We start from the raw sequence: 24641 nt of genomic DNA, 5'->3' as shown, positions 1-24641 counted from the left end.
CTAGTAGTAAGTGGTTAGGCTTGGCTTGGCAATCAGTTTTGCCAATCGGATCGCCAATCAAATCCCTGTTTCACATTTCATTGCTTTTCGCTGCCTCTCGTTAAACAAGAAAAGACACAGTTCACAAATTTAACTCAACTGGTTCACTATGAAACACTTTAAGGGCTTTGGTGGTTTCATAATGAAACTTTTGATTGATAAATTGCTTAATTTAGCGCTAATGGTAGAGTTTTTGACTAAAAATGCTTTGGAGTGCTGTCTGTGTATAATGTGTTTGATCCCCGCTTTTTGAATGATACTCCTTCCCCAGTCGCGGTCATTAGCGGCGGTGGGCAGGGCCACGAACCTTTGCACAGTGAATTTGTTGGCCGAGGTATGTTGGCCGCTGCGTGTATCGGTGAGCATTTCACCGCGCCATCAGCGCTGCAAATTACGGAGCACGTTAAAGAGCATTTTCTATCCTCGACTCCTATCTTGTTTTTAGTAAAAAATCACACAGGTGACGTGCTGAATTTTCAACTCGCCACCGAGTGGCTAAGCGAGCAAGGCTATCAGGTGGATTTTTGTCTGGTCGATGATGATTGTGCTCCTTTACCCGCGCACTGCATGATGGGTGGCAAAGGGTTAGCGGGAATTGTCATATTACAAAAACTGTTAGGTGCTTACAGTTTGCAATTGGCTGATTCGGGATTGTCTAGTCAACAGCAACTGAGCGTGTTGACTGAGCAAGCGCGGCAATGGACAGCACAATGCCATACTATTAGCGTGGGGTTTGTCGGGGCTCAAGCTCCCGAGCCAGATCAAATACTTGAGCAGATCAAAGTCGGGGTGGGGTTGCACAATGAGCAAGGAATAATGCAGTTAACCTCGGGGACGTTTGCCGAAGTGTTGCAACATCTGCAACAGCAGCTAGCGAACGCGTCACAGCGCGCTCGATTGCAAATCCAGTGGTCGAGTGCAACCCATGATTGGCAGCAGCAGTTTATCACTACGGCTGCAGTGGCAGAACCGCAGTATTTATTATTACTCAATGGCTTAAGTGGGCAAAATCAGCAGCAGTTAGACCATCTCTGTCAATGGGTCACTCAACAATTAACCCAGAGCCAGATGACCATTGTCGAGACCATTGCGCAAGCGGTCTGTCGTGGGGCGCATCCGAATGCTTTCTCTGTGAGCCTATTCACCCTTGATGATCGGGCTTTATCTTGTTGGCAAGCTCCGGTAGACACCGCCTATTGGCAATGGGGGAAATAAACCATGCTCAGCCAAGCGATGGTCTATCACTGGTTACAGTTACTCAGTCAAAATTTACTCCAACACAGTGAATATCTTAATCAGCTGGATGCCGAAATTGGCGATGCCGATCACGGCGTGAATATTCAGCGTGGCTGTACGTTATTGGTCAGCAAATTGCCGAGTTTAGCCGACATGAGTATTGCCAATTTATTGCAAAATTTGGGCTTTGTGTTTCTTTCCGGCGTTGGCGGGGCCAGCGGGCCTTTGTACTACACCTTATTTCAGCGAGCGGCGCACAGCGTGGAAGGTAAAACCGCGCTCAGTGTCGATGATCTTTATCGAGCGTTATTGAATGGCCAGCAGGGAGTGAAAACGCGCGGCTATGTGCAGTACCAAGATAAAACCTTATACGACATTTGGTATGTGGCGACAGAAACGTTACAGCGCTGCGTGGCTAGTCAATACACTATGGCGCAAAGCCTCACGGTATTGAATGAGGCCTGTCAGCAAGCGGCTCGTGATTCGATTGCTCTGCCCGCTAAGCGCGGTAGAGCGGCCTACTTAGGCGAGCAAAGCTGCGGTTATTTGGACCCTGGTATTGAGTCAAGCCGAGTGATGATCGCCAGTTTACAGCAAGCGTTTGAGCATCTCTGCGCTTCTTAGAATCTTCTCTCTTAAGTCCGTTTATTCCATTTCTTATCTAAATCAAGCAGCGCTCGTATCGGCTGCTTGGTCGTTTCTGCTGCTCTCTATCTGTTATGCTGAGTCGTTTTGGCGCGGCATCAACTTTTGAGGCTAGGGAGCAAATGGCTTTCACGTCATCTCGCCTAAGCTCACACTCTAAGAAAAGCGAGCGTCAATGGTGTTTCATTATGAATCAATCGCGAAATTAATCCTGTTTCATTTTGCAACGTGAAAATTTTTTTGTTGATCCTAGCTGTCATCCGCACAATCGAAGCTGTTGATTTACTTTCAATCCAAGGAATAACGTGATGACTCAATTTTTTATTAATAATAAAGAGCAATTGGTAAATGAAGCGATTGAAGGGGCGGTATTAACCAGCCCTTGGCAAAACCTAGAGCAACTGGATATCGATCCACACATTCGCATCGTGGTTCGCCGTGATTGGGATAAAAGCAAAGTAGCGATTATTTCTGGCGGTGGCTCGGGCCATGAACCGGCTCACGTTGGCTTTGTGGGTAAGAATATGCTGACCGCCGCGGTGTGCGGTGATGTGTTTGCCTCGCCCAGTGTTGATGCGGTGTTTAATGCCATTGTTCAAGTGACCGGTGAAGCGGGCTGTTTGTTGATTGTCAAAAACTACACCGGCGATCGATTAAATTTTGGTTTAGCGGCAGAAAAAGCTAAGCGTCTCGGTTATCAAGTTGAAATGGTGATGGTCAGTGATGACATTGCCTTGCCCGATAATAAGCAGCCTCGTGGTGTGGCTGGTACCTTATTTGTGCATAAAGTGGCCGGCTATGCGGCGGAGCAAGGTCAATCACTGTCTGCAGTCGCTGAAGCTGCGCAAGTGGCGATTCAACGCACCGCCAGTATTGGCGTGGCACTCTCCAGTTGCCATTTACCGGGTGAAACGCACAGTGAGCGAGTCAAAGCGGGTCATGCTGAGCTAGGCTTAGGCATTCACGGTGAGCCTGGCGTTTCGGTGTTAGCAACGCAAAATAGCCGCGATATTCTGGCGATGATGATTGAAAAGCTGCTGAGCGCTTATCCGTTAACCAGTGATGATAAAGTCGCGGTGCTACTCAATAACTTGGGTGGCGTATCCAATCTTGAAATGAGTTTGTTAACGCGCGATCTGTGTCATTCTTCTCTTGCGCCATCAATCCAATATTTAGTGGGTCCAGCGCCCTTGATGACGGCGTTGGACATGAAAGGCTTCTCTATCTCATTACTGCATTTAGATGCGCAGCTGGAAGCGGCATTATTGGCTCCAACCGAGGTCAGCAGTTGGCCAACGCCTTTAGCGGTCAATGATGTGGCGCGTCGCGCAGTCGAAAAGCAAGCCGATCAACTGCACTATCAAGCCTCCGAGCATGCTGAGCATCAAATGATAGTCAACTGTATTTGCCAGACCTTGATCGCTAATGAAAGTGAGCTTAATCGTCTCGATAGTTTAGTTGGCGATGGCGATACCGGCTCAACCTTTGCTGCTGGTGCACGACAAGTCTATCGTGAGAGTCAAGCGAATCAATTGCCATTCGCGCAAGTCGATAAGTTATTAGGTGTGGTGGGCGAGCGCCTTGCCACCGTGATGGGCGGCTCAAGTGGCGTGTTACTATCGATTTTCTTTACCGCTGCGGGTCAGCAGATGAGTGAAGGGCAACCACTGGCGAGGGCATTAGTGGCGGGATTAAATAAAATGAAACAGTACGGCGGCGCTGAGTTGGGTGATAGAACCATGATTGATGCGCTGCAGCCAGCACTGGAAGCGTTAGTCGCTGGGCAAAGCCTAACCGAAGCGGCAAGCGCTGCTGAGCAAGGCAGTGCTTCCACCGCATTAATGAACAAAGCTAATGCTGGTCGCTCGTCTTATTTAGCCAGTGACAGTTTAAGTGGTGTTAAAGACCCCGGTGCGGTAGCGGTCGAAAGCGTCTTTGCAGCGCTGACCAAGCTGAATCGTTAAGCTTTAGCGATTAGCGATTTTTTATCTTAGCCACCGGTTTTCCGGTGGTTTTTTATTATCGAAGCAACTCAATATTCCTCGCATCCTTGTGTTACGCCTATTATTGACAACGATAACGATTATTATCCTTATGGATTAACATCGTGATTTGTGCGGCTAACCGAGTCTGGTTATAACCCATGGTTCATTAACTAAGTAGTGAACATCATGGGATTAGAGAAGTTGCTGGACGCGATAGCGGAGCAAGGTTGGTATGTGTGGGATGATTTTTTAACGCCCGATCAAGTCAGCCGTTTACGATCTTGCGCTCCTGAAAGTTGGCAGCAAGCACGTATCGGCCGGCAAGATGAAGCCCAGCGAATTAGCCAGATCCGCAGTGATAAGATTCAATGGCTGAGAGAATCGATGGGGCAGCCAATACAAGATTATTTGGAGCGGATGGAGCAGATTCGCCAGCAAGTGAATCAAGACTTCTTTTTAGGATTATTTGAATACGAAGCGCATTTTGCGAAATACGAAGCCGGTGATTTTTATAAAAAACATCTCGATGCGTTTCGCGGTAATGAAAATCGTAAGCTAACGACAGTGTTTTACATGAATCCTAATTGGTGCGCCGCCGATGGTGGAGAATTAAAACTTTATGATTTGAACGATCAGCTGATTGAGACGATTGCGCCTATTTCAGGTCGTTTAGTGGTGTTTTTATCGGAGAAATTTCCTCATGAAGTGTTGCCGACTCAAGCGGAGCGGATCAGTATCGCGGGCTGGTTTCGAACTAACGGGGTAACCGAAAACCGCTTGGATATTGCTCGTTAGCAATAAGCACGAAGCGACGGATGCGCTTCGTGCAATGATTACCTAAGTCTATCTACGCTCATAAAGAGTCACGCTGTGCTGCAAGGTAAGTACAGGTTGGACGTTTATTCTGGATAGGTTTTTTTTAAATAATCGCTTTGCAGAATGTACATCCGTTTGACGTCTCGGTAACGACCATTAATGAAAAACTCTTGTACTAAATGCCCTTCTTCAATAAACCCGCATTTTTCATATAGATGAATCGCTTTATCGTTTTCAATCGAAACATGCAGATAAATTTTGTGCAAATTAAGAATGGTGAAAGAGTAATCCAGCGCACGATGAATTAAGGTTTGTGCGTAACCTTTACCTTGGTGTTCAGGAGTGATAATGATTTGAAATTCAGCACTGCGGTGGATGTAGTTAATCTCGATGAGCTCGACTAAGCCAATCAGATCTTTTTGCTGATTCTCAACCACGAAACGCCGTTCTGCATTGTCATGAATGTGTTTGTTGTACAACTCTTCCAGTTCATCAAACGATTCATACGGCTCTTCAAACCAGTAAGACATAATGTTGCGGTTGTTATTCAAATTATGAATAAAGCGCAAGTCGCCGCGCTCTAAAGCTCTAAGAGATAGCTGGTGTTTCATGGATAATCCTTATTATTCTTTTATTGTATTTCACTGTACATCATAGTGGTTAATGGGGGCAGATCTCTGCGAACTAAGATGATTTACTTCGGTTTATCTTTATTTTAGTTGAGCCGTGATCATCTGTGCCAGAAGATTTAAGCTAAGTTGCCATTTTTTTTCATCATTCAAATTTGCCACGCTAAAGCGAATACAATGAGTGAATTGATGTTGGGTCGCAAATAGATGCCCTGGCAAGAAGCTGATTTTTTTGGGTAGACATTGTTGGTAGAGCTCGTAAGTATCGATATGAGACGGTAGTGTTAGCCAGTTTAAAAAGGAACCTTCTGGATGACAGAGGTGGTATTGTCCCTGTAATGCTTGTTGGCCATTGAATGCTTGGTTCAACATGGTGGTAAACTTTTGCTGGCGATATTGATATAGGCGGCGCATTTTAGCAAGATGAGTTTTGTACTGACCGGAAGAGAGAAACTCAGCCACTGCTGATTGTATTAAATTTAGGCTGCCCATGTTCTCACTGAGTAAAATCTTGTCTATTTTTTCCATGTATTGTCCAGCAATTATCCAGCCAATTCGAAGTCGAGAATCTAACGTTTTAGAAAGCGAATTAATATAAATAACTCTATCGTGGTTATCCAAGCTTTTTAAGCTGGGGATTGGAGCGTTAAAACCTAAATAACCAAAGACATCATCTTCAATGATTGGCAGCGAGGGTGTTTTTTCTAGCAGCATTTTACGGTGTAACAGTGGCATCAATGCCCCAGTTGGATTAGTAAAATTGGGCGTAAGCAATAGTGCTTTGATTGGCCAGCGCTCTAAAGCATCAACCAGTGCATCCAGATTAATTCCAGTTATTGTGTGACTGGGTATTTCCACCACTCTTAACCCTAAAGACTCGATTAACAATAAGGTACCAAAATAACAAGGCGACTCGACGGCCACGATGTCTCCCACTTGAGTGATCGCTCGAAAAGCTAAGCTGATGGCTTGTTGCGCTCCATGAGTAATGGCAATGTCTCGACTCTGGGCAAAAATACCGCTCTCTTGTGAAAGTTTTGCTAGCTGTTTTACGAGTTGGTTATTCCCCGGTGGCAGTTGATAGTGACTGGGAATATGCGTTTGTTTACGGCTGTGACGTCCGATATGTGCATACAAACTACGAATGGCACTAGAGTCGATATTCGGGTGTGCGGAACCTGCTGGCATTTCATATTGCTTGATTGGATTGGCCAGAATGTCTTTCGACATTGACAACAAATCGACTTGGCGAGGTGTTTGGCTACTGATTTCTAACGATGATGGTGGTGGCGAAACACAGTAACCACTTCGTGGCTGAGCGTATACCCATCCTTGAGCTTCCAACACCTGATAGGCTCGAATGACGGTATTTTTGCTCACCGATAGGGCAAGGACTAATTCACGAATGGATGGCAGTTTTTCGTGTGGATTAAACAAACGTTGCTCAATGGCGTGGCGTAAATACGCTTCCACTTGTCTATATTTGCAAATTTTGACCATTCTGTACCCGTTGAAATAATGGAAACTGTGCCTTTTTGTTTTTCTGTACCCAATTAAAGTAGCGTAATTGTTATCCTCATGGCGAGAGATTTTCTATGTTCATTAAAATGATCCCTTTTCTGTTTGTCATATTATGGTCTTCAGGCTTCGTGGGGGCTCGTTATGGGCTGACTTATGCTGAACCTATGACATTGCTCAGCTTACGTATGCTGTTAACGGTACTTTTATTCGGTGGTTTGCTGGCTCTTTTTAAACGGCAATCTATCCCAAAAGGGAAAGCACTATGGCACGCAAGTGTTGCTGGTTTACTGATTCATGGATTGTATTTGGGCGGAACTTATCAGGCGATTTATTGGGGCATGCCGGCAGGGTTAACCTCATTGTTAGTCGGTACTCAACCTGTGATGACCGTTTTGCTGTTGGTTATCATGACGCCACAACGTTTTACTGTTAGTCAATGGATTGGGCTGGGGATAGGATTTGTCGGCATCAGCTTGGTCTTGCTCGGTAACCTTGAGTGGCAATCAGAAGAGAAGCAATGGGCCGCGATAGGAATGTGTCTTCTCTCTTTGTTTGGTATCACTGTTGGCACTTTGTACCAGAAAAGATTTTGTCAACAGATTGATCTATTGGGGGGAACCTTGGTGCAATACATGGCGGCTTCCATACTATTTATTCCTCTTGCGATTAAGGTTGAAAGTATGAGTATTCAATGGACGACGACGTTTGTGTTGACCATGGTTTGGTTAGTCGTTGTTTTATCATGTGTTGCCGTTTTACTTTTGCTGTACATGGTCGAGCATGGTGCTTCATCCAATGTGGCCTCTATTTTTTATTTGGTTCCGCCGACGACGGCGATTCAGGCATGGTTTGCGTTTGATGAATCATTGGATGGATTGGGGATATTAGGTTTTATATTAACCGCGTTAGCGGTGTACTTTGTCGTCAAAAAGCCGAAGCTATGGGGACGAAAGCGAGGCTTAATATTGGAAAATTAAGTTATTTTGCATGTGGCAGACAACGGTTTCAGACCGTTGTCTGCAAGGACGAGATTTAACGCTCAATCACGACGCCTTTTTCTTGGTGTAAGCGTTGACATGCACGGCCATCACTGTGGAATAAATGGCAGCGATGAGCGGGCAGACCAATCGTCAGCGTATCACCGACTTCGATATCGAGCGTGTCTGGTTGGCGGTAGATGATGTCAGAGTCTGAGCCTTTAACGTTCATATACACTTGGGTTTCGTTACCAAGTTTTTCAACAATCATCACTTTGCCATCGATTTGAGCATCACCCTCTTTTGGCTCTAACAAATGCTCAGGACGTACACCAAGTGACATACGAGCACCTGCGGTAACCGTCGTGCCATCAACGGGGATCCAGAAAGTAACGCCATTGGACAGCTTTACTTTGACCTGATCTTTTTCCGCTTCTTCAATGGTGACACTCATAAAGTTCATTTTCGGAGAGCCAATGAATCCTGCTACAAAACGGTTTTTTGGGTAGTGGTAGAGCTCTAAAGGTTTACCGACTTGAGAGACGTATCCTGCGTCTAAAACAACGATTTTATCGGCCATGGTCATCGCTTCAACCTGATCATGGGTGACGTAGATCATCGTGCAACCGAGTTTACGTTGTAGTTTGGTGATTTCAGAACGCATTTGCACACGTAACGCAGCGTCTAAGTTAGACAGTGGTTCATCGAGTAAGAAAACGTTTGGTTGAGAGACGAGCGTTCGACCAATCGCGACCCGTTGGCGTTGGCCACCAGAGAGCGCTTTGGGTTGACGATCCAATAGGTGGCTCAGTTGCAGAATATCCGCCACTTTTTCCACTCGTTGACTAATATCCGCTTTACTGGCTTTGGCTAGTTTTAGCCCGAACGACATGTTGTCGTATAAATTAAGATGCGGATAAAGGGCATACGATTGAAATACCATGCCGACGCCGCGTTTTGATGGTTCAACATCGTTCATGCGTTGATCGCCAATGTAAAGATCGCCCGACGTGATCTCCTCAAGGCCGGCAATACAGCGTAATAAGGTGGATTTGCCACAACCTGATGGACCTACGAAAACGACAAATTCGCCTTCTGGGATTTCTAAATCAACATTTTTAGAAATCAATACATCGCCATAAGCTTTACATACATTTTTTAACGTGACACTCGCCATGTCGCTCGTCCTCGGTCAAGATTTTTTAATGATTACTGCCTATCATTATATGAATTATCTTGCAGGCAATAACAGTAGGAATACGTTAAGGTGAATCATTTTTCATGGTGAATGCCGATGATTCAGCAGCGATGCTGCATTACCTCTCATTTCATCAGTAAGAAAAGAAAGGGTGATGCCTACAAATACATCATTTGTAGAGAGCATCACCCATCAAAGCCAAGAATCAGTTTGCTTCCCCCGCCATGCTTGAACGTCTCCCCCGTACAATAATTACCACGAACGCTCAAGTTATGACAGCAAACCCATTCGGCAATGCAAGCCAGCACTGCAATAGATACTGGAAAGGGTTCTTACCATCCACTCTTGGATGTGCTTAGTTTCCTTGATGATGTGCTTGCTTACATCCTCCCGTCACTCTTTTTTATGGGGGGAGTAGTGAAGGATGAGGCGGAGGAGGGGATAAAACCATCATATAGATCCAGTTCAAATTATTGATTGTCATGAAGTTGAACTTCATCACAGTCAATGCTTTTTTTGTGATTATGATCGCTAACCAGTGACGATGTAGATCACGAAACTAGGCCATAATGGCTAGGGCGTAGGGAGTAGGAGGATGAGCAAGCCCCGTTTTTTGCTGATGATAGATGGCGAAATACGGCAAAACCTCAATCGGTGTTCGCCCTACAACACAAATAACAAGGATATGAAGATGAAAAATGCCCTAAGCACTGTCGCGCTAAGCACTTTGGTTGCGCTTGGCTCATTTGGTGCAAATGCTGCTATTCAAGAAGGACAACTCACAATCTGGATCAACGGTGATAAAGGTTATAACGGCCTAGCTGAAGTTGGTAAGAAATTTGAAGCCGACACGGGGATTAAAGTTACCGTTGCTCACCCTGATGGTTTGCAAGACCGTTTCCCACAAACGGCGGCAACGGGTGATGGTCCTGATATTGTGTTTTGGGCGCATGACCGATTTGGTGGCTATGCCGAAGCGGGTTTACTTGCTGAAATTAAACCTTCACAACGCATTAAAGACGGTATTGTTGATTTTGCATGGGATGCCGTTCGTTATGATGGCAAACTGATTGGTTACCCAATCGCCGTTGAATCTCTCTCGCTGATTTATAACAAAGATTTGGTTCCTAATCCGCCAAAGAACTGGGAAGAAGTGGCTGAGCTTGACGCAAAACTGAAGAAGCAAGGCAAATCTGCGATTATGTGGAACTTAAAAGAACCTTACTTCACTTGGCCACTGATGGCTGCTGATGGTGGCTATGCCTTTAAGTACACTGGCGGTGGTTACGATGTTAAAGACGCTGGTATTGCTAAACAAGGTGTTAAAGATGCGATGAACTTTGTAAAAGGGTTAGTCGATAAACGCATCATCTCTGCCGATATGGACTATTCAGTTTCTGAAGCTGCCTTTAACCAAGGTAATACTGCGATGACCATTAACGGTCCTTGGTCTTGGAACAACATTGAACGTTCAGGCATCAATTATGGTGTGACTACGCTGCCAAGATTTAATGGTCAAGCTTCAAAACCGTTTGTTGGCGTATTAACCGCTGGGATCAGCACCGCTTCACCTAACCGTGACCTTGCGGTGGAGTTTTTGGAAAACTACCTGCTGACCAACGAAGGTTTACGTATGGTGGATAACGATAAACCATTGGGTGCTGTTGCACTGAACTCTTTCCAACGTGAGCTAGATTCTGATGCTCGTATCGCCGCAACCATGGATAACGCGTTAAATGGTGAAGTGATGCCAAACATCCCACAGATGAATGCTTTCTGGGGAGCGGCGAAGAGCGCTATCATCAATATCGTTGATGGACGTCAAACCGTTGATGCCGCATTGGCGGATGCAGAAAGACAAATGACGCGATAATTTCATTCAGTAATACTTTTGAGGAGAGGGTAACCTCTCCTTATTTTCTCAGTTTTCATTTCGCTAGCAGGTTGTTATATGCAGTCAATTCAAGGTACAGAGGCGATATCAGTTTCAGCCAAAATACGATCAATCAGCAAAGGCTCGATCCTTAAATGGGCCGTTTTAAGTGCAGTAGGTATCGTAAATGGCTATACAACGATTTTAATGTATTCTCGCGGTGAGCTCGCATTCGCTATGCTTACTCTGGTTCTTACTGTTTTAGCCTTGTATATTTTCGGCAGTAAGAAGACCTATGCTCATCGTTATATTTATCCCGGTGTCGCAGGGATGATTCTATTTATCCTCTTTCCTCTTGCTTATACCGTCAATTTAGCATTTACCAACTACAGCGCTAAAAATCAGCTCTCCTTTGAACGGGCGCAGACGGTGTTACTAAATCGTACTTATCAAAGTGGTGATAGCTATCCTTTTACGTTGCATAAGCTGGATGATGGTTATCGCATCGCTGTGCAAGATGGTGATAAGTGGTATATCACCGAAAGCTTTCCTCTAACAGGCTCTGTCCCTACTGATTTGTATCTTGCTCCGCTTGAGAGCCCACTCGGTGAGCCTGAGCCGGTACGCACCATTGTTGGTTATCGCAGTACCTTATCGGGGATTGATTTGCATTTCCCATCAGGCATTGATATTCGGATGAGTGGCTTACGCCAATTTGCTGGTGTGGTGCCCCTGTACACGGTGCAAGAAGATGGCGAAACACTGTTCAATAATCGAACCGGTGAATGGTTACGTCCGAACATGGAGATCGGTTTTTATCAGGTGATTGACGAACAAGGTGAGTTTGTCGGTCCGACAGTGTCTCCCGGATTTATCGTGTCAATCGGCACGCATAACTTTGAGCGAGTATGGAAAGATGATGGTATTAAAGAACCCTTCATCAGCATCTTTATCTGGACTATCGTTTTCTCGGTGTTATCCGTCGCTTTTACCTTGGTGATTGGTTTGGTATTGGCGAGCTTGGTGCAGTGGGAGTCGTTAAAAGGTCGTGCGGTATATCGAGTGCTGTTAATTTTGCCTTACGCTGTCCCTGCGTTTATTTCTATCCTGATCTTTAAAGGATTATTTAACCAAAGTTTTGGTGAAATAAACATGCTGCTGCAAGCCATTTTTGGCATAAGCCCGGCTTGGTTCTCGGATCCTTTCTTGGCGAAGACCATGGTGTTGATCGTTAACACTTGGCTTGGTTTCCCTTACATGATGATTTTATGTATGGGATTACTGAAAGCGATTCCTGATGATCTCTATGAAGCTTCGGCAATTGATGGTGCGAACTTTGTACACAATTTTACTCGTATCACTTTGCCTTTGATGATTAAGCCATTAACCCCACTGCTGATAGCCAGCTTTGCTTTTAACTTTAATAACTTTGTGATGATTCAGTTATTAACTCAGGGTGGCCCTAATATGATTGGTACATCAGAGCCTGCTGGTTATACCGACTTATTGGTGAGCTATACCTATCGTATCGCGTTTGAAGGCGCGGGCGGTCAAGACTTTGGTCTGGCTAGTGCGATTGCGACTCTCATCTTCTTGTTGGTCGGCGCCTTAGCACTCATTAATTTACGTTTTGCCAAAGTATCAGAAACCAAATAGGAGCGAAGAATATGGCTATGGTTCAAGGAAAGTCGCTCAAATATCGAGTGTGGGCCTCACACATCGCGTTATGGGCATTTTTGTCACTGATTATTTTTCCATTGTTAATGGTTATTGCTATCTCATTTCGAGAGGGTAACTTTGCGACGGGCAGCCTGATCCCCGATCGGCCGTCACTTGAGCACTGGAAATTAGCATTAGGTATGACCGTGACGCACGCCGACGGTACGGTGATTCCGCCTCCTTTCCCAGTCCTGACTTGGTTGTGGAACTCGGTTAAAGTTGGGGTAATAAGCTCGGTATTTATAGTGGCGCTGTCGACGACATCGGCTTATGCGTTTGCACGGATGCGTTTTAAGGGCAAAGAAACCATCTTAAAAGCGATGATGATTTTTCAAATGTTTCCTGCGGTATTGGCTTTGGTCGCCATTTATGCGTTGTTTGATAAATTAGGTCAATACATCCCGTTTTTAGGTTTAAATACCCATGGCGGTTTGATCTTTGCTTATCTTGGTGGTATCGCGTTACATGTCTGGACGATTAAAGGGTATTTTGAAAGTATCGATAGTTCGTTAGAAGAAGCGGCGGCGTTGGATGGTGCGACACCTTGGCAAGCGTTTAGATTGGTCTTGCTGCCATTATCGGTGCCAATTTTAGCCGTAGTGTTTATTTTATCTTTCATCATGGTCGTTGGTGAAGTTCCGATAGCATCTTTATTACTATCTGATGTAAACTCTTATACGTTGGCTGTTGGAATGCAACAATACCTTTATCCGCAAAACTATTTGTGGGGTAATTTCGCTGCGGCGGCGGTATTGTCAGCATTACCTATTACTGCGGTCTTTTTAATTGCACAGCGCTGGCTCGTTGGAGGCCTAACCGCTGGCGGTGTGAAAGGATAACAATAATAAGGGCGACCATCAGGTCGCCCATTTTGTATCGACTCAACACTTTTGGTTTGGCCGCCGATCAGTTGAGTTGGATACGAGTTCTGGCGTTACGCATAGCTGGCTGTTAGCTCTATTCCTTACTAGCTTCATGACTAACAGTTTTTGTAACCGAAACCTGAGTTTAACTCAGGTTTTTTTATGCCTGACGTTTGCCAAGTTCGCTACGGATGAAGATGATAAACAATAAGCAGAGAACGAACAGCAGAATGCCATTTGGATGCGAGGTAGTTCGAAGATTTTGTATCGCGGGTTACAGCTCTCGAGTCGAGGGAGCGCAGCTCATGTATTGCAAAAGGACATATAAACTTTCTTGTTTTAGAGCCACCTTTCGAAACAGATCGGCAAAGGTGTCATCGCCGCCAAAACAGGTTTTTATATAATGATTAATCTCGTGGGCAGAGTAGCCTTCGACATACAACGAACGAACCCATTGATATTCAACTGCTTTTGCATCGATTAGGGTTGACTCACTGAGCGTAATTTTATCGAGTGTTAAGGACATGGTCTTTCTCGTTGTTATTATTTAACCTCTATCGGGGATAAGAGTACGTTCATTCCTCGGGATAGAACACGGACTCAGCCCAGTTTAGCCGCTTTATCATGACCTGATATTGGCGTCAGTTGTGCGGGTATTATCGGTGCTACAGACCAATTAAAGCAAAGCGATATGACGTTTCAATGACAGTGGATGTCTTAATACTCTTCGTACTTGAAGTTGCAGCGGTGTTGGCTGCGTTCGTTCACCCCAATCACATCGTTTGTCTATGCTCATGGGGATTGACTCACTTGCCGCCTTCCTGCAACTCCAAGTCGTCTGGGTATGGATAGGTCTTTGAATGTTGCTTTGAGGTGGAACGAGAAAAAGGCGATGAAACGCTTAGCTACGAAGTTTGGTTTGTGCTTCTTCGACTTTTGAAAAATCTAAGCCAAGCTCTTCGACGGCTTGTTTAATTAACGCTGGATTTTGCATCACTTGAGCGAGCAAAAGTTGTAATTTATCTTGAGGTAAACCCAGTTGGCTGATGGTGGCCATTGCCGCGAGCGGATTTTGGGTCAGCGCTTGAAATACGTCATTGATTTGTTGGTCGCTGATCGCGTGCTCTTTTAAGAGGGCTATAATTGGATTCATGAGATCTCCTTTATTTTCTTCTCTTCTCTGGCTTATCCATGCATGTCAGGCCCATTCATCCCGATTCGAATTCATCGGGATGAATGTTGCCTTTCTTAACGCATAAATAGCGAGAGTATTATACGTAATACGCTTCTACCGTACCTTTGAGTTGAATCAGCATCGGATTACCGTAACGATCTTTCGCTTTAGGGGAAGGAATTTTAATCCAGCCTTCACTAATGCAGTATTCTTCTACATCACCGCGTTCTTTGCCGTTAAAGCGAATGCCAATCGCATGATCAAAGCATTCTGCGACAAAGAAAGGGCTACGAGAATTACTGGCTAGACGATCGGGTAAGGCTGGTTTTGCGGTTATGTCATTCATCATATGTGACCTGAAGTTACGAAAAAGTGCGCTATTGTAGACAGTGCGAGCGGAGTGTTCAAGCCACGTTTATCTCCGCTTATTTGCAGCTGCTGCAGTGTGTAGCCATCGACCACTCGCTGTATTTCTTCGTCCCAACCCTCTACCGACAACGCTAAGGTGTTTAGGTACACGACAACCGATAAGGGATTGGCTATTTCTTTGCCATTAGAGTGAGGCTTAGGTTTTGGGTTTTAGGTATTTGACGTGAGCTTCCATCTCTTCGCCAATTTCGGTGCGCATATTCATTAAACGTATTGCTGACTCACGTAAAGCGATGTCTTCAGCTGAGGTGGGTTGCCATTCTGGCACTGGGGTGGGTTTACCTTGTTCGTCGACGGCAACCATAATCACGATACAGTGTGTTGTGAGGCGATTGTTTAGTGCGGTCGGCTCGCTGGCTTGCACATCGATCGCGACATGCATAGAGGTTTTACCTGTGTAGATGACTTTGGCGTTGACTTCAACCAAGTTACCCACATGGATTGGGGCCACAAATCGAATGCCACCGGCATAAGCGGTAATACAATATTTACCACTCCAGCCAGCAGCGCACGCATAAGCGGCAAGGTCAATCCATTTCATGACCGCGCCGCCATGAACTTTACCGCCAAAGTTAACATCGCCAGGTTCCGCTAAAAAGCGTAGGGTTATCTCTCGTTTGCCAAAACTCATGTATACATTCCTTAATGTGACTATCGCTATCTTGATAAGATTACTATAGATCATACGAAGCGTATCTTAGCGTCATTTGGCTTTGTGAAGTGGTCGCGATACCGATAAGGTAAAATAGCTAATGCTCTGAGCGTTGTGATACGCATTTGGCGGCTCTACTATCCAGTGGAGTATCAACGGGATGGATATCTTGGGCGCAATAAAAACCCCCTCTAAAGAGGGGGTTTTTACACGGTACGAATTGAATTTTTTGAAGTATGTACCTAATCAATTTGCCAACTGATTGCTAGTAATTCAGCTGAGCTGATCATAGAGGATCAAGATACATGATGTAACTGTTCGATCGAACAGGTTTCTTGAGTGTTAAGTTTGTATAGCGTGATTTCTCCATTAACCAAAGGAGAAGTCCTATGACCATTTCTATTTACAGCCATTCATTTACGACATTGCCTGAGCAAGACTATGCTGCATTATTAAGCTTACGCTATAAGGTTTTTTATCAGCGTCTTAATTGGCAGTTAAAAACCGCAGGTGGTTTAGAAAGCGATGAGTATGATATACCCCAAGCGCATTACTTATATGCGAAGGGAGAACAAGGACAGGTTGTCGGCTGTTGGCGAATTTTACCGACCACCTCGGATTATATGTTAAAAAATACCTTCCCAGAGTTACTTGGGGCGATGACTGCACCGCGAGATTCGCAGGTGTATGAATTGAGCCGTTTTGCGGTAGATAAGGAGTTCTCAGCACTGGCTGGCGGGGTGAGTAACGTGACGATGAAGATGTTTCAATCGCTGTACCACCATGCGCAGCAACGCCATATTACTCGTTATGTAACCGTAACGTCGGTTGGTGTCGAAAAACTCATTCAACGCTTGGGTATTCCTTGTGAAAGGTTAGGCAATCAACAAGTACATGTACTCGGTTCAACGCGCTCTGTCGCTTTATCTATCCCAATGAATGAGCGGTATCGTGAGAGTGTCGGCGCTTAATATTATAAATAAGGGTTAATATAACCGCCTAAAATTGCTTTGGTAATGGCTTGGTAGCGATTCGTCGCACCAAGCTTTTTGCAAGCGTTAGAGAGATGAAATTTTACCGTTCGTTCAGAAGTATTAATAATTTGCGCGATTTCCCAAGCGCTTTTTCCTTCGGCCGCCCAACTTAAACATTGTCCTTCACGACAGGTTAACTCTGCTCTTGGCTTTGCATTACGGTGGCAGCGCACAATATTGTCTATGTTTTGTGCCAATAAGGGAACAAGCAATTGCGAGGTCTGAATAGCCGGAAGATTAAGGTCGTAATGACGTGTGTCTGAGGTCGCGAAACTGAGCATCCCGAATTCGCCTCTTAATCCGTGCACTGGAATTGAGAATCCTTCTTTTAAGCCATTAAGGCGAGCTTCTTCAAAAATGATCTGGCTATCTTGATGATGTGCACGAATCTCCGACCAGCGGATCGGTAAAAAGTTGCTCATGCTGTAGCGAACAATCGGGTCAATCAACATAAATTGGGATTCGTCGTACTGTTGACGCCAAGCGAGAGGGTAATTATCGGCGATGAGGGTGTCGTTGTTGGTTAATGTCGTCTGTAAAGAAAGGCCAAATAAAAAGTATTCATGCTCAATAAGATGATTCATCTTAGCCAACGTAGATTGCAGAGCTTGAAAACTATCAATAAAAGGATTTTCTTGGATCAGGCGCAGAATTTTTTGCATAAATGACCATTGACAACAAAGGCGCTAACTGAACTGATAATATACTTAAATAGAGGTGATGTCCGCAATTATCCTTATGGTGTTATCCCTTTTTCTTACTGCTGTAGAGGTAATATTCGATTATCCCAGTGACATCGTTTATTTGTGTTTATCGCAACGGTGAGAGCCTATCTTGACTCTCACTCGGCGCTGCCAATCGAGATTATCTGTCGTTTATTGCTTATGCAAAGTATCCAGCGCTAAACCCTTAGAGCGTGACTTGGATAGTGACGTCATGTTCTTTCGCAAAATGTTCGATTTCTTTTGGCGGAGCTTGATCGGTGATGATCAGATCAATATCGGCGAGTGTGCCTAATTTGACCATGGCGTTACGTCCAAACTTACTGTGATCAACGCCTAAATAGACGCAACGACTGTTTTCGATGATCGCGCGTTTGACCCGTACTTCATGATAATCGAAGTCGAGCAGCGATCCATCGTAGTCGATACCACTGATCCCCAGAATACCGAAATCGAGCCGAAATTGAGAGATGAAATCGAGAGTGGCTTCTCCGGTCACACCACCATCTTTATTGCGCACTTCACCGCCTGCCAGAATAATATTGAAATCAGGTTTACTCATTAAAATGGTTGCCACATTAATGTTATTGGTGACAACGCGTAAGTGATGGTGTTCAACCATTAATGCGCGAGCTATCGCTTCTGGCGTGGTGCCAATATCAATAAACAGTGTTGCGCCATCAGGGATATGCTTGACTAAAGCGGCGGCGATGGTTTCTTTTTCCGCTTGTGATGTGACTTGACGAGTATGGTAGGAGGAGTTTTCCGAACTGGTGGCGATGGTGGCTCCACCATGATTTCGACGCAGTTGGTTAGCATCGGCTAACTCATTAAGATCTCGACGAATGGTTTGCGGGCTCACATTAAATCGTTCGACCAGTTCTTCAGTGCTCACAAACCCTTGGGTTTGCACCAGTTCAATGATTTCTTGATGACGTTTAACCGCTTTCACAGGCCTATCCTTATACGTTGAAGTGCGCTAAGTGTACGGTTTAATGGACTAAATTCAATCAACGAGAACAAATTATTCCAGTTTTTAGTTCGTTTTAAGCTTCGTTTCACACAAAACGAACATGATTATCTGTTCTATCGACAAGCCATCTTTGAGCGAACCCTTAGTCTTGGTTTAAGGTGTTGAGGCTTTTTCTATCGGTTCTAAAGTCGAACGACGTCGAATGCGCACTTGGGATAAAATGACCCCGCTAATCACCATGAGTCCGCCAATAAAGTGGTATTGATGAATATGCTCACCTAACAATGTGGCAGCCAATGTTACCGCGACAACCGGTAATAAGTTCATAAACATCGCTGATGAATCTGCTCCGATAGCGTCGATGGATTTTACCCACATCCATGGCGCAAGCAGTGAGGCGGCAATACCAGCGTAAGCGATGAGTGGCAATGACCCTTCGGTAGGCAGAAGCTGTTCGCTGGTTAACCATAATGGAATCAGCATGAATACGGCTAATACGCCTTGTAAGTAGATAATTGACCAGCTACTTAAGGGCATCTTCCAGCGTTTGAGCAGTACGCAATATAAGGCATAAACCAGTGCGGCTAAGACCATCAAACCATCCCCAGGAGTGATGGATTGATGAAGGAAAAATAACACATCGCCCTGACCGAGCATTAATGCAAGACCGAACAATGACAGTAGGCCACCAGTAATACTCAAGCTAGAAATGCGCTTATTGAGCAAAGGAACACTAATAAACACACTCAATAGGGGGACTAATGAGGTGATGAGTGACATATTTGAAGCGCTGGTGGTTAAGCCTGCGTAATAGCCTAAAGATTGATTCAACACCATGCCCAGTAACGCTAAGCAAGCGAGTTTTGGCAAATAAGGTTGAATAATGTGACGCTGCCGAATGACGGTTGGTAAGCAAAAAGGGCTTAAGATCAGCATTGCGAGCAACCAGCGATAAAAGCTCATTGCGCTCGGCTCTATAGTACTGGCGGCCATCTTATTAATAATGGTGTTGCCACCCCAAATCAGCACGGTGAATAAAGGGAGAAAATAAATCATTGCTGCCTCAGAGTCGGAGATTATTAGTGATAGTTTGACAGGTCTCTATGATTATATATATCTTTAAAAAGACACTTTGAGCGATAGGAAGACAAGTTTGAATCAACGCAGCAGAAACCTTCATCCCTCCCTCTCGATTGAGCAGGCTCCGTCGGCAGTATTTATGAATTTTGAAGCTTTTCTTTCCAATACGGAGACTCGAGCGCATAGCCATGCTTGGGGGCAAGTGCAGTTAATTTCCGGAGGTATTCTTGAGATGGAAGCAGAAGCGATGCGCTTTTTGGCTCCACCACATCTGGCTATTTGGGTTCCTGCGGGGATCCGCCATAAAAGTTATAATCGGCGACCTATCGAGTACTGTTCGTTAAATATTGCGACTGAAATGACCGAAGGTTTCCCGCAAAAAACCAGCCTAATTAAAGTCACCCCGATTGTTTCTGCGATCATTGATGACTTTCGTCAGCGTTCAGTGAGTGTCGCAACCAGTCGTGAAGACCAGCGTTTAGTACAGGTATTACTCGACCAATTAGCCACGCAGGAGACTCAGCACCATTTCCTGCCGTCTAGTCATCACAAATATTTGTCGCCGATACTGAAAGCGATTGAAGAAAATCCAACCGATGAAACAACGCTTGCTCAATGGGCACAGCGTATCCATACTACCGAGCGTACGTTAGCCCGTTATTGTCAGGCAGAATTAGGCATGAGTTTTACTGAATGGCGATTGCGAGTGCGTTATTTGCATTCGATGGAGTTATTGCGTCATGGGCAATCGGTCAAAGAAGTGGCATTAACCTTAGGCTACAATCAGGCCAGCCCGTTTATTAGTATGTTTAAAAAATACTCCGGACAAACGCCGGAGCAGTATAAGAACCGGTTACTGTCTTAAGCTTATCAAGCCAGTATCCTCTTCCTACTTGAAGTGGCAGCAGTGTTGGCTACGTTCGTTCAGCCTAATCACATCGTTTACCTATGCTCATGGGGATTCACTCACTTGCCGCCTACCTGCAACTCAAGTCGTTTGGGTATAAGTAGTTTTTGGGTATAAATAGTTTAAAGCGCCCACAATGGCTGCCACTTGAGCCGCATTACAGTCGTCACTATTGACCCGTGGGCTATCTGGGTACACTTCAGTGGTTGAGCAGTACTGGCTATTTGTGACAGAAGCGCATAAACCGAGTTCTTTTACTGGGTAAACAATCACTCCTTCTTGGATAACCGGTGAGCCAATAATTTGACCTTGTTGATCGGCGGGCGCGATGTGAGTGACTTGACGTACCGATTCAATAATTGCGGCTTGAAAATCCAATTGCGGATTCTCGCTGTCTCCTACGGTATAAAAGCCGTCGGGGATATGTCCCGGTTGATAATCGATACCATCACGCGCCGCCAATGCGGGGCGAAATTCGTTTTCATCACTGTCGGTGGTTTCGTGCAGGTCAAGATGAGCAAGTATCGTCGGTAGTGTTTTGACCAGCGCCATCAGGGCCGCCGACTCTTCTGCTGGACTGTTTGGATAAAAACAACGATTAGGATCTAACGCATTCGGGTTCCAGCGTTGAATTGTTTCGTACCCCCAAGGGCTGACGCAAGGCACCACGACAATATTCATCTGTTCTGCGTAACGGTGAGCCTGTTCGGTTAAAAATTGCAGAGCACCGAAAACACCACTGGTTTCATAACCATGTACTCCGCCAGTGACTAAAAGGGTCGGTTTATCCGTTTGCCAAGGCTGAGTTTTGACACACAGCAGTGGATATCGCTCAGGGTCGTAAGACAGCGCGCCGTATTGTTCAACGCAAAATTGATCCGATAAAGCCTTAATCGCCTCCACCACCGTTTGATAAGGGCGCTGAATTTTAGTTTGTGCACGCCAAGCCTGACGTTCTTGTTCAGTCCATGGTTGACCGAGTGTGCCAATCGGGTAACGATTAAAAGTAGTCATGACTTTCCCTAGTGAGAGTAAGAAAAGTCATGAGCTTAAGTGTTATGAGCTGCGACTGCAATTGGTGTCTCGGTTTATTTCACCGTCCAATGAATCGATTCACCCGCTCGTATTGGAACGACCATATTGTTACCAAACGGCATCGTATTAGGTACGGACCAAGCTTGCTTAGTTAACGTCACAGTATCCGTATTCCGTGGTAAGCCATAAAAATCAGGCCCATTATAACTGGCAAATGCGGCAAGGTTTTCAAGCTTACCTTGTTTCTCAAATACTTCTGCATACAGCTCAAGGGCGGCGTGCGCGGTGTACGATCCTGCGCAGCCACACGCGGATTCTTTTTGGCCTTGTGCATGGGGCGCGGAATCCGTGCCTAAAAAGAATTTTTTATTACCAGAGGTTGCCGCGGCAACTAGGGCGTCTTGGTGGGTTGCTCGTTTTAGGATCGGTAAACAGTAGAAATGGGGGCGTATTCCGCCGACCAGCATATGGTTACGATTAAACAGTAAATGATGTGCAGTGATCGTCGCGGCGACATTCTCCCCAGCTTGTTTGACAAAGGCGACGGCTTCTGCGGTCGTGATATGTTCTAAGACGATTTTTAAGTTTGGGAAGTCGTTGACAATAGGCGCTAATACGGTCTCTAAAAAGGTCTTTTCTCGATCAAAGATATCGATATCCTGTGTCGTTACTTCGCCATGCACCAATAACAGTAATCCCTCTTGCTGCATCGCTTGTAGAACTGGGTAGATTTTTTTCGGGTCAGTGACACCAGAATCTGAGTTGGTGGTCGCACCAGCTGGGTAAAGTTTCGCCGCTACAACCGCACCGGATGCTTTGGCTTTACGGATTTCATCAGGCGAAGTATTGTCGGTGAGATACAGAGTCATTAAGGGTTGAAAGTGCGCGTGAGGTTGGGCGGCTAAGATGCGTTCACGATAAGCAAGAGCCATCTCAGTCGTGGTGACGGGTGGGACGGTGTTGGGCATGATCAGGGCACGTCCGTTATAGCGGCTAATGTCTCGAACGGTATCTTGTAAAACATCACCATCGCGTAGATGAACATGCCAGTCGTCGGGACGAGTCAGGGTAAAGGTTGTCATGAATTGCTCCCACCATGGAAAAGTTGAATGATTGGAGCCTAAACCATGTTCACGTACTTATGACGCAAACGCTTCCGTTTAGGCGACAGGATGATAGAGGAAAAGTGGCTTAATATCATCTTTTTCTTTGTTTTCGGCTTTTTATTTCCCTCGTTTTTCCGTTAGGCTTAGCGTCAATAAAAATACCAATAAGGAATCACCATGTCGGCTGTGCAGCTTTCACAAATTAGTATTTATCCGGTTAAATCGACGGCAGGGTTATCGCTATCTACCGCTTGGGTTGAAAAACAAGGATTGATGTTTGATCGCCGTTTCATGGTCGCTTTGGCGGATGGCAGTATGGTGACCGCGCGAAAATACCCATCGATGGTCGCGATTCGCTCTGCATTAACGGCGGATGGTTTGATTTTTACCGCGCCAGGTCGTGAGCCCTTAACGCTGCGTTATAGTACGTTTAAGCGTCAAGTGGCGCAGGCTCAAGTCTGGGATGATAATTTTACCGCTTATACCACCACCGACGAAGCGGATGATTGGTTCAGTGCTGTGCTGGGGCAACGGGTTGAATTGTTGTTTACGGGGGAGCAGTCGAATCGAGTCCGCGAGAAAGTGGGTAGCAACGTCAGCTTTGCTGATGGTTATCCTTTGTTATTAATTAGCCAAGCTTCATTAGATGAGTTGAACCGCCGTAGTCCTGAGCAACATAGTATGGCGCAATTTCGAACCAATTTGGTTGTTTCTGGCGGGGAACCCTTTATCGAAGATAGCTGGAAGCGGATCAAAATTGGTCAGGTTGAATTTGAACTGGTCAAACCCTGTGAACGCTGTGTTTTGACCACGGTTGATATGAGTACGGGACAGTTTCGCCCCAGTACGGAGCCGTTAAGAACCTTAGCGCAATTTCGCGCAAATCAACGCGGCGGTGTGTTTTTCGGTCAAAACTTGATTGCAAAAAATGAGGGGATGATCTCGGTTAATGATCCGATAGAAGTCTTGGAATACAAAGAAAAAGAGCATTACCTTGATCAAGGACAGCGCCATTATCAAATGCGCTGTGTTGAGCGCGAGACCATCGCCAATAATTTTGTGACTTTTTGGTTAGAGCCACAACGCAGTGATTTCTCCGAGTATTTCCCCGGCCAACATTTACCGATTGAAGTGATTATTGACGGTAAAGTGCATCATCGTCGCTATACGCTTTCTTCAAGCCCTTCTCGGCCAGAACGTTTAGCGATTTCCGTTAAAGCTATTGACGGTGGAAGTGTTTCTCACTGGTTACTGGAACACCTTCAGGTGGGGGAGAGTTTAGTCGCTCAATCTGCGGAGGGGCATTTTCATCTACATGATGCGCATTTAGATCAGCCGTTATTACTGTTATCTGCGGGAAGCGGGATTACGCCGATGTTATCGATGCTGCGTTATTTAGCGGACCACCAGAGCATACGAGATGTTGTATTTTATCATCAATGTCGCAGTGAAGCTGATATTCCCGCACGTGATGAGCTAGAAGCTCTGCATAGGGATCATCCTGGATTGACCTTGATGCTCAGTTTGACTCAGCCTTCGATAGATTGGTTTGCTTTAAAAGGGCGACTATCCTTATCTCATCTGAAAAAAATAGAAAATGTGACACAGAGGCAGGTTTTTGTCTGTGGGCCGGATGGCTTTATGCAAAAAGCAAAAAACCTGTTGCTAAAACTGGGTGTTCCAGAAACGGCTTATCATCAGGAGGTATTTACGGTGACCCCATCGGTTAATCGGGCGTATCAGCCCCTCACCATCACACTCGATGGAAAGGCGTTTCAAGGCGATAATCAGACCACGTTACTTGAGCAGATTGAACGTGCGGGTTTAAAAGTGGCTAATAGCTGTCGCGCAGGTTTTTGTGGTGCTTGTAAAGTGACGGTGCAGTCGGGGCGAGTTGAACAGCCGGAGACATTAGCGTTACCCGATCATGAACGTCATCTTGGTAAAGTATTGGCGTGTTGCAGTATTCCTGAAACCGATATTGAAGTCGTAAGCTCATAAATCGGTGGCAGGTAAAAAGAAAAAGCC

At 45.4% G+C, this 24641-nt stretch carries 23 protein-coding genes; 11 read left to right on the top strand and 12 right to left on the bottom strand.

Annotated features, from left to right (window positions below; genetic code table 11):
* Positions 1–261 precede the first annotated feature (261 nt).
* From BSR11_RS12880 to BSR11_RS12865, 4 genes are all read left to right on the top strand, one after another.
* Complete coding sequence (locus BSR11_RS12880) at positions 262–1254, top strand: dihydroxyacetone kinase subunit DhaK (RefSeq protein ID WP_072670750.1); 993 nt, start codon at positions 262–264, stop codon at positions 1252–1254.
* 3 nt (positions 1255–1257) lie between these two features.
* Entirely contained in the window at positions 1258–1899 is a 642-nt protein-coding gene (gene dhaL, locus BSR11_RS12875) for a dihydroxyacetone kinase subunit DhaL (RefSeq protein ID WP_072670749.1), read from the top strand.
* A 329-nt stretch (positions 1900–2228) separates the two neighbouring features.
* A complete protein-coding gene (locus BSR11_RS12870; protein ID WP_072670748.1) occupies positions 2229–3884 on the top strand; it encodes a dihydroxyacetone kinase subunit DhaK in 1656 nt (551 codons plus the stop codon).
* Between the two features lie 207 nt (positions 3885–4091).
* On the top strand, positions 4092–4700 hold the full coding sequence (locus BSR11_RS12865) for a 2OG-Fe(II) oxygenase (protein ID WP_072670747.1): 609 nt from the start codon (positions 4092–4094) through the stop codon (positions 4698–4700).
* A 104-nt stretch (positions 4701–4804) separates the two neighbouring features.
* On the opposite strand, the gene speG is transcribed toward BSR11_RS12865, so the two are convergent.
* Together speG and BSR11_RS12855 are read right to left on the bottom strand one after the other, a co-directional pair.
* On the bottom strand, positions 4805–5332 hold the full coding sequence (gene speG / locus BSR11_RS12860) for a spermidine N1-acetyltransferase (protein ID WP_072670746.1): 528 nt from the start codon (positions 5330–5332) through the stop codon (positions 4805–4807).
* A 99-nt stretch (positions 5333–5431) separates the two neighbouring features.
* Positions 5432–6850, bottom strand: coding sequence for an aminotransferase-like domain-containing protein (locus BSR11_RS12855; RefSeq protein ID WP_072670745.1), 1419 nt, complete (start codon positions 6848–6850; stop codon positions 5432–5434).
* Between the two features lie 95 nt (positions 6851–6945).
* Between BSR11_RS12855 and BSR11_RS12850 the strand changes: the two genes are divergently transcribed.
* Entirely contained in the window at positions 6946–7848 is a 903-nt protein-coding gene (locus tag BSR11_RS12850) for a DMT family transporter (protein ID WP_072670744.1), read from the top strand.
* Between the two features lie 55 nt (positions 7849–7903).
* Here the strand turns inward: BSR11_RS12850 and malK are convergent, their stop codons facing one another.
* Complete coding sequence (gene malK, locus BSR11_RS12845) at positions 7904–9025, bottom strand: maltose/maltodextrin ABC transporter ATP-binding protein MalK (protein WP_072670743.1); 1122 nt, start codon at positions 9023–9025, stop codon at positions 7904–7906.
* A 712-nt stretch (positions 9026–9737) separates the two neighbouring features.
* Here malK and malE point away from each other — a divergent pair.
* The 3 genes from malE to malG all read left to right on the top strand — a co-directional run bounded on the left by malE (position 9738) and on the right by malG (position 13477).
* Positions 9738–10919 (top strand): maltose/maltodextrin ABC transporter substrate-binding protein MalE, encoded by a 1182-nt coding sequence (gene malE / locus BSR11_RS12840; RefSeq protein ID WP_072670742.1) that lies wholly within the window; start codon positions 9738–9740, stop codon positions 10917–10919.
* Positions 10920–10997: 78 nt separating this feature from the next.
* Positions 10998–12575: a maltose ABC transporter permease MalF gene (malF, locus tag BSR11_RS12835; RefSeq protein WP_072670741.1), complete on the top strand. Its 1578-nt coding sequence runs from the start codon at positions 10998–11000 to the stop codon at positions 12573–12575.
* Positions 12576–12586: 11 nt separating this feature from the next.
* The gene (gene malG, locus BSR11_RS12830; RefSeq protein ID WP_004396716.1) at positions 12587–13477 is read left to right on the top strand and encodes a maltose ABC transporter permease MalG; all 891 of its coding nucleotides are present in this window, start codon (positions 12587–12589) and stop codon (positions 13475–13477) included.
* A 298-nt stretch (positions 13478–13775) separates the two neighbouring features.
* Here the strand turns inward: malG and BSR11_RS12825 are convergent, their stop codons facing one another.
* The 4 genes from BSR11_RS12825 to BSR11_RS12810 all read right to left on the bottom strand — a co-directional run bounded on the left by BSR11_RS12825 (position 13776) and on the right by BSR11_RS12810 (position 15735).
* Positions 13776–14027 carry a hypothetical protein gene (locus tag BSR11_RS12825; RefSeq protein WP_072670740.1) on the bottom strand — a complete coding sequence of 84 codons (252 nt, stop codon included), beginning with the start codon at positions 14025–14027 and terminating at the stop codon, positions 13776–13778.
* A gap of 375 nt (positions 14028–14402) precedes the next feature.
* On the bottom strand, positions 14403–14654 hold the full coding sequence (locus tag BSR11_RS12820) for a DUF2999 family protein (RefSeq protein ID WP_072670739.1): 252 nt from the start codon (positions 14652–14654) through the stop codon (positions 14403–14405).
* Between the two features lie 118 nt (positions 14655–14772).
* A complete protein-coding gene (locus BSR11_RS12815; protein WP_072670738.1) occupies positions 14773–15021 on the bottom strand; it encodes a DUF3297 family protein in 249 nt (82 codons plus the stop codon).
* 219 nt (positions 15022–15240) lie between these two features.
* A complete protein-coding gene (locus BSR11_RS12810) occupies positions 15241–15735 on the bottom strand; it encodes an acyl-CoA thioesterase (RefSeq protein ID WP_004396713.1) in 495 nt (164 codons plus the stop codon).
* Positions 15736–16145: 410 nt separating this feature from the next.
* On the opposite strand from BSR11_RS12810, the gene BSR11_RS12805 reads away from it, so the two are divergent.
* The gene (locus BSR11_RS12805) at positions 16146–16727 is read left to right on the top strand and encodes an acyl-homoserine-lactone synthase (protein ID WP_072670737.1); all 582 of its coding nucleotides are present in this window, start codon (positions 16146–16148) and stop codon (positions 16725–16727) included.
* A 2-nt stretch (positions 16728–16729) separates the two neighbouring features.
* On the opposite strand, the gene BSR11_RS12800 is transcribed toward BSR11_RS12805, so the two are convergent.
* The 3 genes from BSR11_RS12800 to BSR11_RS12790 form a co-directional block, all read right to left on the bottom strand.
* Positions 16730–17452 carry a LuxR family transcriptional regulator gene (locus BSR11_RS12800; protein WP_072670736.1) on the bottom strand — a complete coding sequence of 241 codons (723 nt, stop codon included), beginning with the start codon at positions 17450–17452 and terminating at the stop codon, positions 16730–16732.
* A gap of 247 nt (positions 17453–17699) precedes the next feature.
* Positions 17700–18464, bottom strand: a complete 765-nt coding sequence (locus BSR11_RS12795; RefSeq protein WP_072670735.1) for a DeoR/GlpR family transcriptional regulator — start codon at positions 18462–18464, stop codon at positions 17700–17702.
* Between the two features lie 174 nt (positions 18465–18638).
* Entirely contained in the window at positions 18639–19541 is a 903-nt protein-coding gene (locus tag BSR11_RS12790) for a DMT family transporter (RefSeq protein WP_072670734.1), read from the bottom strand.
* 97 nt (positions 19542–19638) lie between these two features.
* On the opposite strand from BSR11_RS12790, the gene BSR11_RS12785 reads away from it, so the two are divergent.
* Positions 19639–20430 carry an AraC family transcriptional regulator gene (locus tag BSR11_RS12785; RefSeq protein ID WP_072670733.1) on the top strand — a complete coding sequence of 264 codons (792 nt, stop codon included), beginning with the start codon at positions 19639–19641 and terminating at the stop codon, positions 20428–20430.
* A 123-nt stretch (positions 20431–20553) separates the two neighbouring features.
* On the opposite strand, the gene BSR11_RS12780 is transcribed toward BSR11_RS12785, so the two are convergent.
* Together BSR11_RS12780 and pyrC are read right to left on the bottom strand one after the other, a co-directional pair.
* Entirely contained in the window at positions 20554–21486 is a 933-nt protein-coding gene (locus BSR11_RS12780; RefSeq protein WP_072670732.1) for a M14 family metallopeptidase, read from the bottom strand.
* Between the two features lie 74 nt (positions 21487–21560).
* The gene (pyrC, locus tag BSR11_RS12775; protein WP_072670731.1) at positions 21561–22589 is read right to left on the bottom strand and encodes a dihydroorotase; all 1029 of its coding nucleotides are present in this window, start codon (positions 22587–22589) and stop codon (positions 21561–21563) included.
* 201 nt (positions 22590–22790) lie between these two features.
* On the opposite strand from pyrC, the gene BSR11_RS12770 reads away from it, so the two are divergent.
* Complete coding sequence (locus tag BSR11_RS12770; RefSeq protein ID WP_072670730.1) at positions 22791–24614, top strand: hybrid-cluster NAD(P)-dependent oxidoreductase; 1824 nt, start codon at positions 22791–22793, stop codon at positions 24612–24614.
* The last annotated feature ends 27 nt before the right edge of the window (positions 24615–24641 follow it).

Source organism: Vibrio injensis (assembly GCF_001895205.1).
GTDB lineage: Bacteria > Pseudomonadota > Gammaproteobacteria > Enterobacterales > Vibrionaceae > Vibrio > Vibrio injensis.
The sequence above is the reverse complement of the archived record's forward strand: the minus strand, read 5'-3'. Positions and strand labels throughout refer to the sequence as shown.

What these genes read in the sequence shown, in the direction of transcription:
- malE (WP_072670742.1), top strand. Translation starts at nt 9,738, where the DNA reads ATGAAAAATGCCCTAAGCACTGTCGCGCTAAGCACTTTGGTTGCGCTT.
- BSR11_RS12815 (WP_072670738.1), bottom strand. Translation starts at nt 15,021, where the DNA reads ATGAATGACATAACCGCAAAACCAGCCTTACCCGATCGTCTAGCCAGT.
- BSR11_RS12770 (WP_072670730.1), top strand. Translation starts at nt 22,791, where the DNA reads ATGTCGGCTGTGCAGCTTTCACAAATTAGTATTTATCCGGTTAAATCG.
- dhaL (WP_072670749.1), top strand. Translation starts at nt 1,258, where the DNA reads ATGCTCAGCCAAGCGATGGTCTATCACTGGTTACAGTTACTCAGTCAA.
- BSR11_RS12800 (WP_072670736.1), bottom strand. Translation starts at nt 17,452, where the DNA reads ATGCAAAAAATTCTGCGCCTGATCCAAGAAAATCCTTTTATTGATAGT.
- BSR11_RS12780 (WP_072670732.1), bottom strand. Translation starts at nt 21,486, where the DNA reads ATGACTACTTTTAATCGTTACCCGATTGGCACACTCGGTCAACCATGG.
- speG (WP_072670746.1), bottom strand. Translation starts at nt 5,332, where the DNA reads ATGAAACACCAGCTATCTCTTAGAGCTTTAGAGCGCGGCGACTTGCGC.
- BSR11_RS12865 (WP_072670747.1), top strand. Translation starts at nt 4,092, where the DNA reads ATGGGATTAGAGAAGTTGCTGGACGCGATAGCGGAGCAAGGTTGGTAT.
- BSR11_RS12850 (WP_072670744.1), top strand. Translation starts at nt 6,946, where the DNA reads ATGTTCATTAAAATGATCCCTTTTCTGTTTGTCATATTATGGTCTTCA.
- malG (WP_004396716.1), top strand. Translation starts at nt 12,587, where the DNA reads ATGGCTATGGTTCAAGGAAAGTCGCTCAAATATCGAGTGTGGGCCTCA.
- malK (WP_072670743.1), bottom strand. Translation starts at nt 9,025, where the DNA reads ATGGCGAGTGTCACGTTAAAAAATGTATGTAAAGCTTATGGCGATGTA.
- BSR11_RS12820 (WP_072670739.1), bottom strand. Translation starts at nt 14,654, where the DNA reads ATGAATCCAATTATAGCCCTCTTAAAAGAGCACGCGATCAGCGACCAA.
- BSR11_RS12790 (WP_072670734.1), bottom strand. Translation starts at nt 19,541, where the DNA reads ATGATTTATTTTCTCCCTTTATTCACCGTGCTGATTTGGGGTGGCAAC.
- BSR11_RS12810 (WP_004396713.1), bottom strand. Translation starts at nt 15,735, where the DNA reads ATGAGTTTTGGCAAACGAGAGATAACCCTACGCTTTTTAGCGGAACCT.
- BSR11_RS12825 (WP_072670740.1), bottom strand. Translation starts at nt 14,027, where the DNA reads ATGTCCTTAACACTCGATAAAATTACGCTCAGTGAGTCAACCCTAATC.
- BSR11_RS12855 (WP_072670745.1), bottom strand. Translation starts at nt 6,850, where the DNA reads ATGGTCAAAATTTGCAAATATAGACAAGTGGAAGCGTATTTACGCCAC.
- BSR11_RS12805 (WP_072670737.1), top strand. Translation starts at nt 16,146, where the DNA reads ATGACCATTTCTATTTACAGCCATTCATTTACGACATTGCCTGAGCAA.
- BSR11_RS12870 (WP_072670748.1), top strand. Translation starts at nt 2,229, where the DNA reads ATGACTCAATTTTTTATTAATAATAAAGAGCAATTGGTAAATGAAGCG.
- pyrC (WP_072670731.1), bottom strand. Translation starts at nt 22,589, where the DNA reads ATGACAACCTTTACCCTGACTCGTCCCGACGACTGGCATGTTCATCTA.
- malF (WP_072670741.1), top strand. Translation starts at nt 10,998, where the DNA reads ATGCAGTCAATTCAAGGTACAGAGGCGATATCAGTTTCAGCCAAAATA.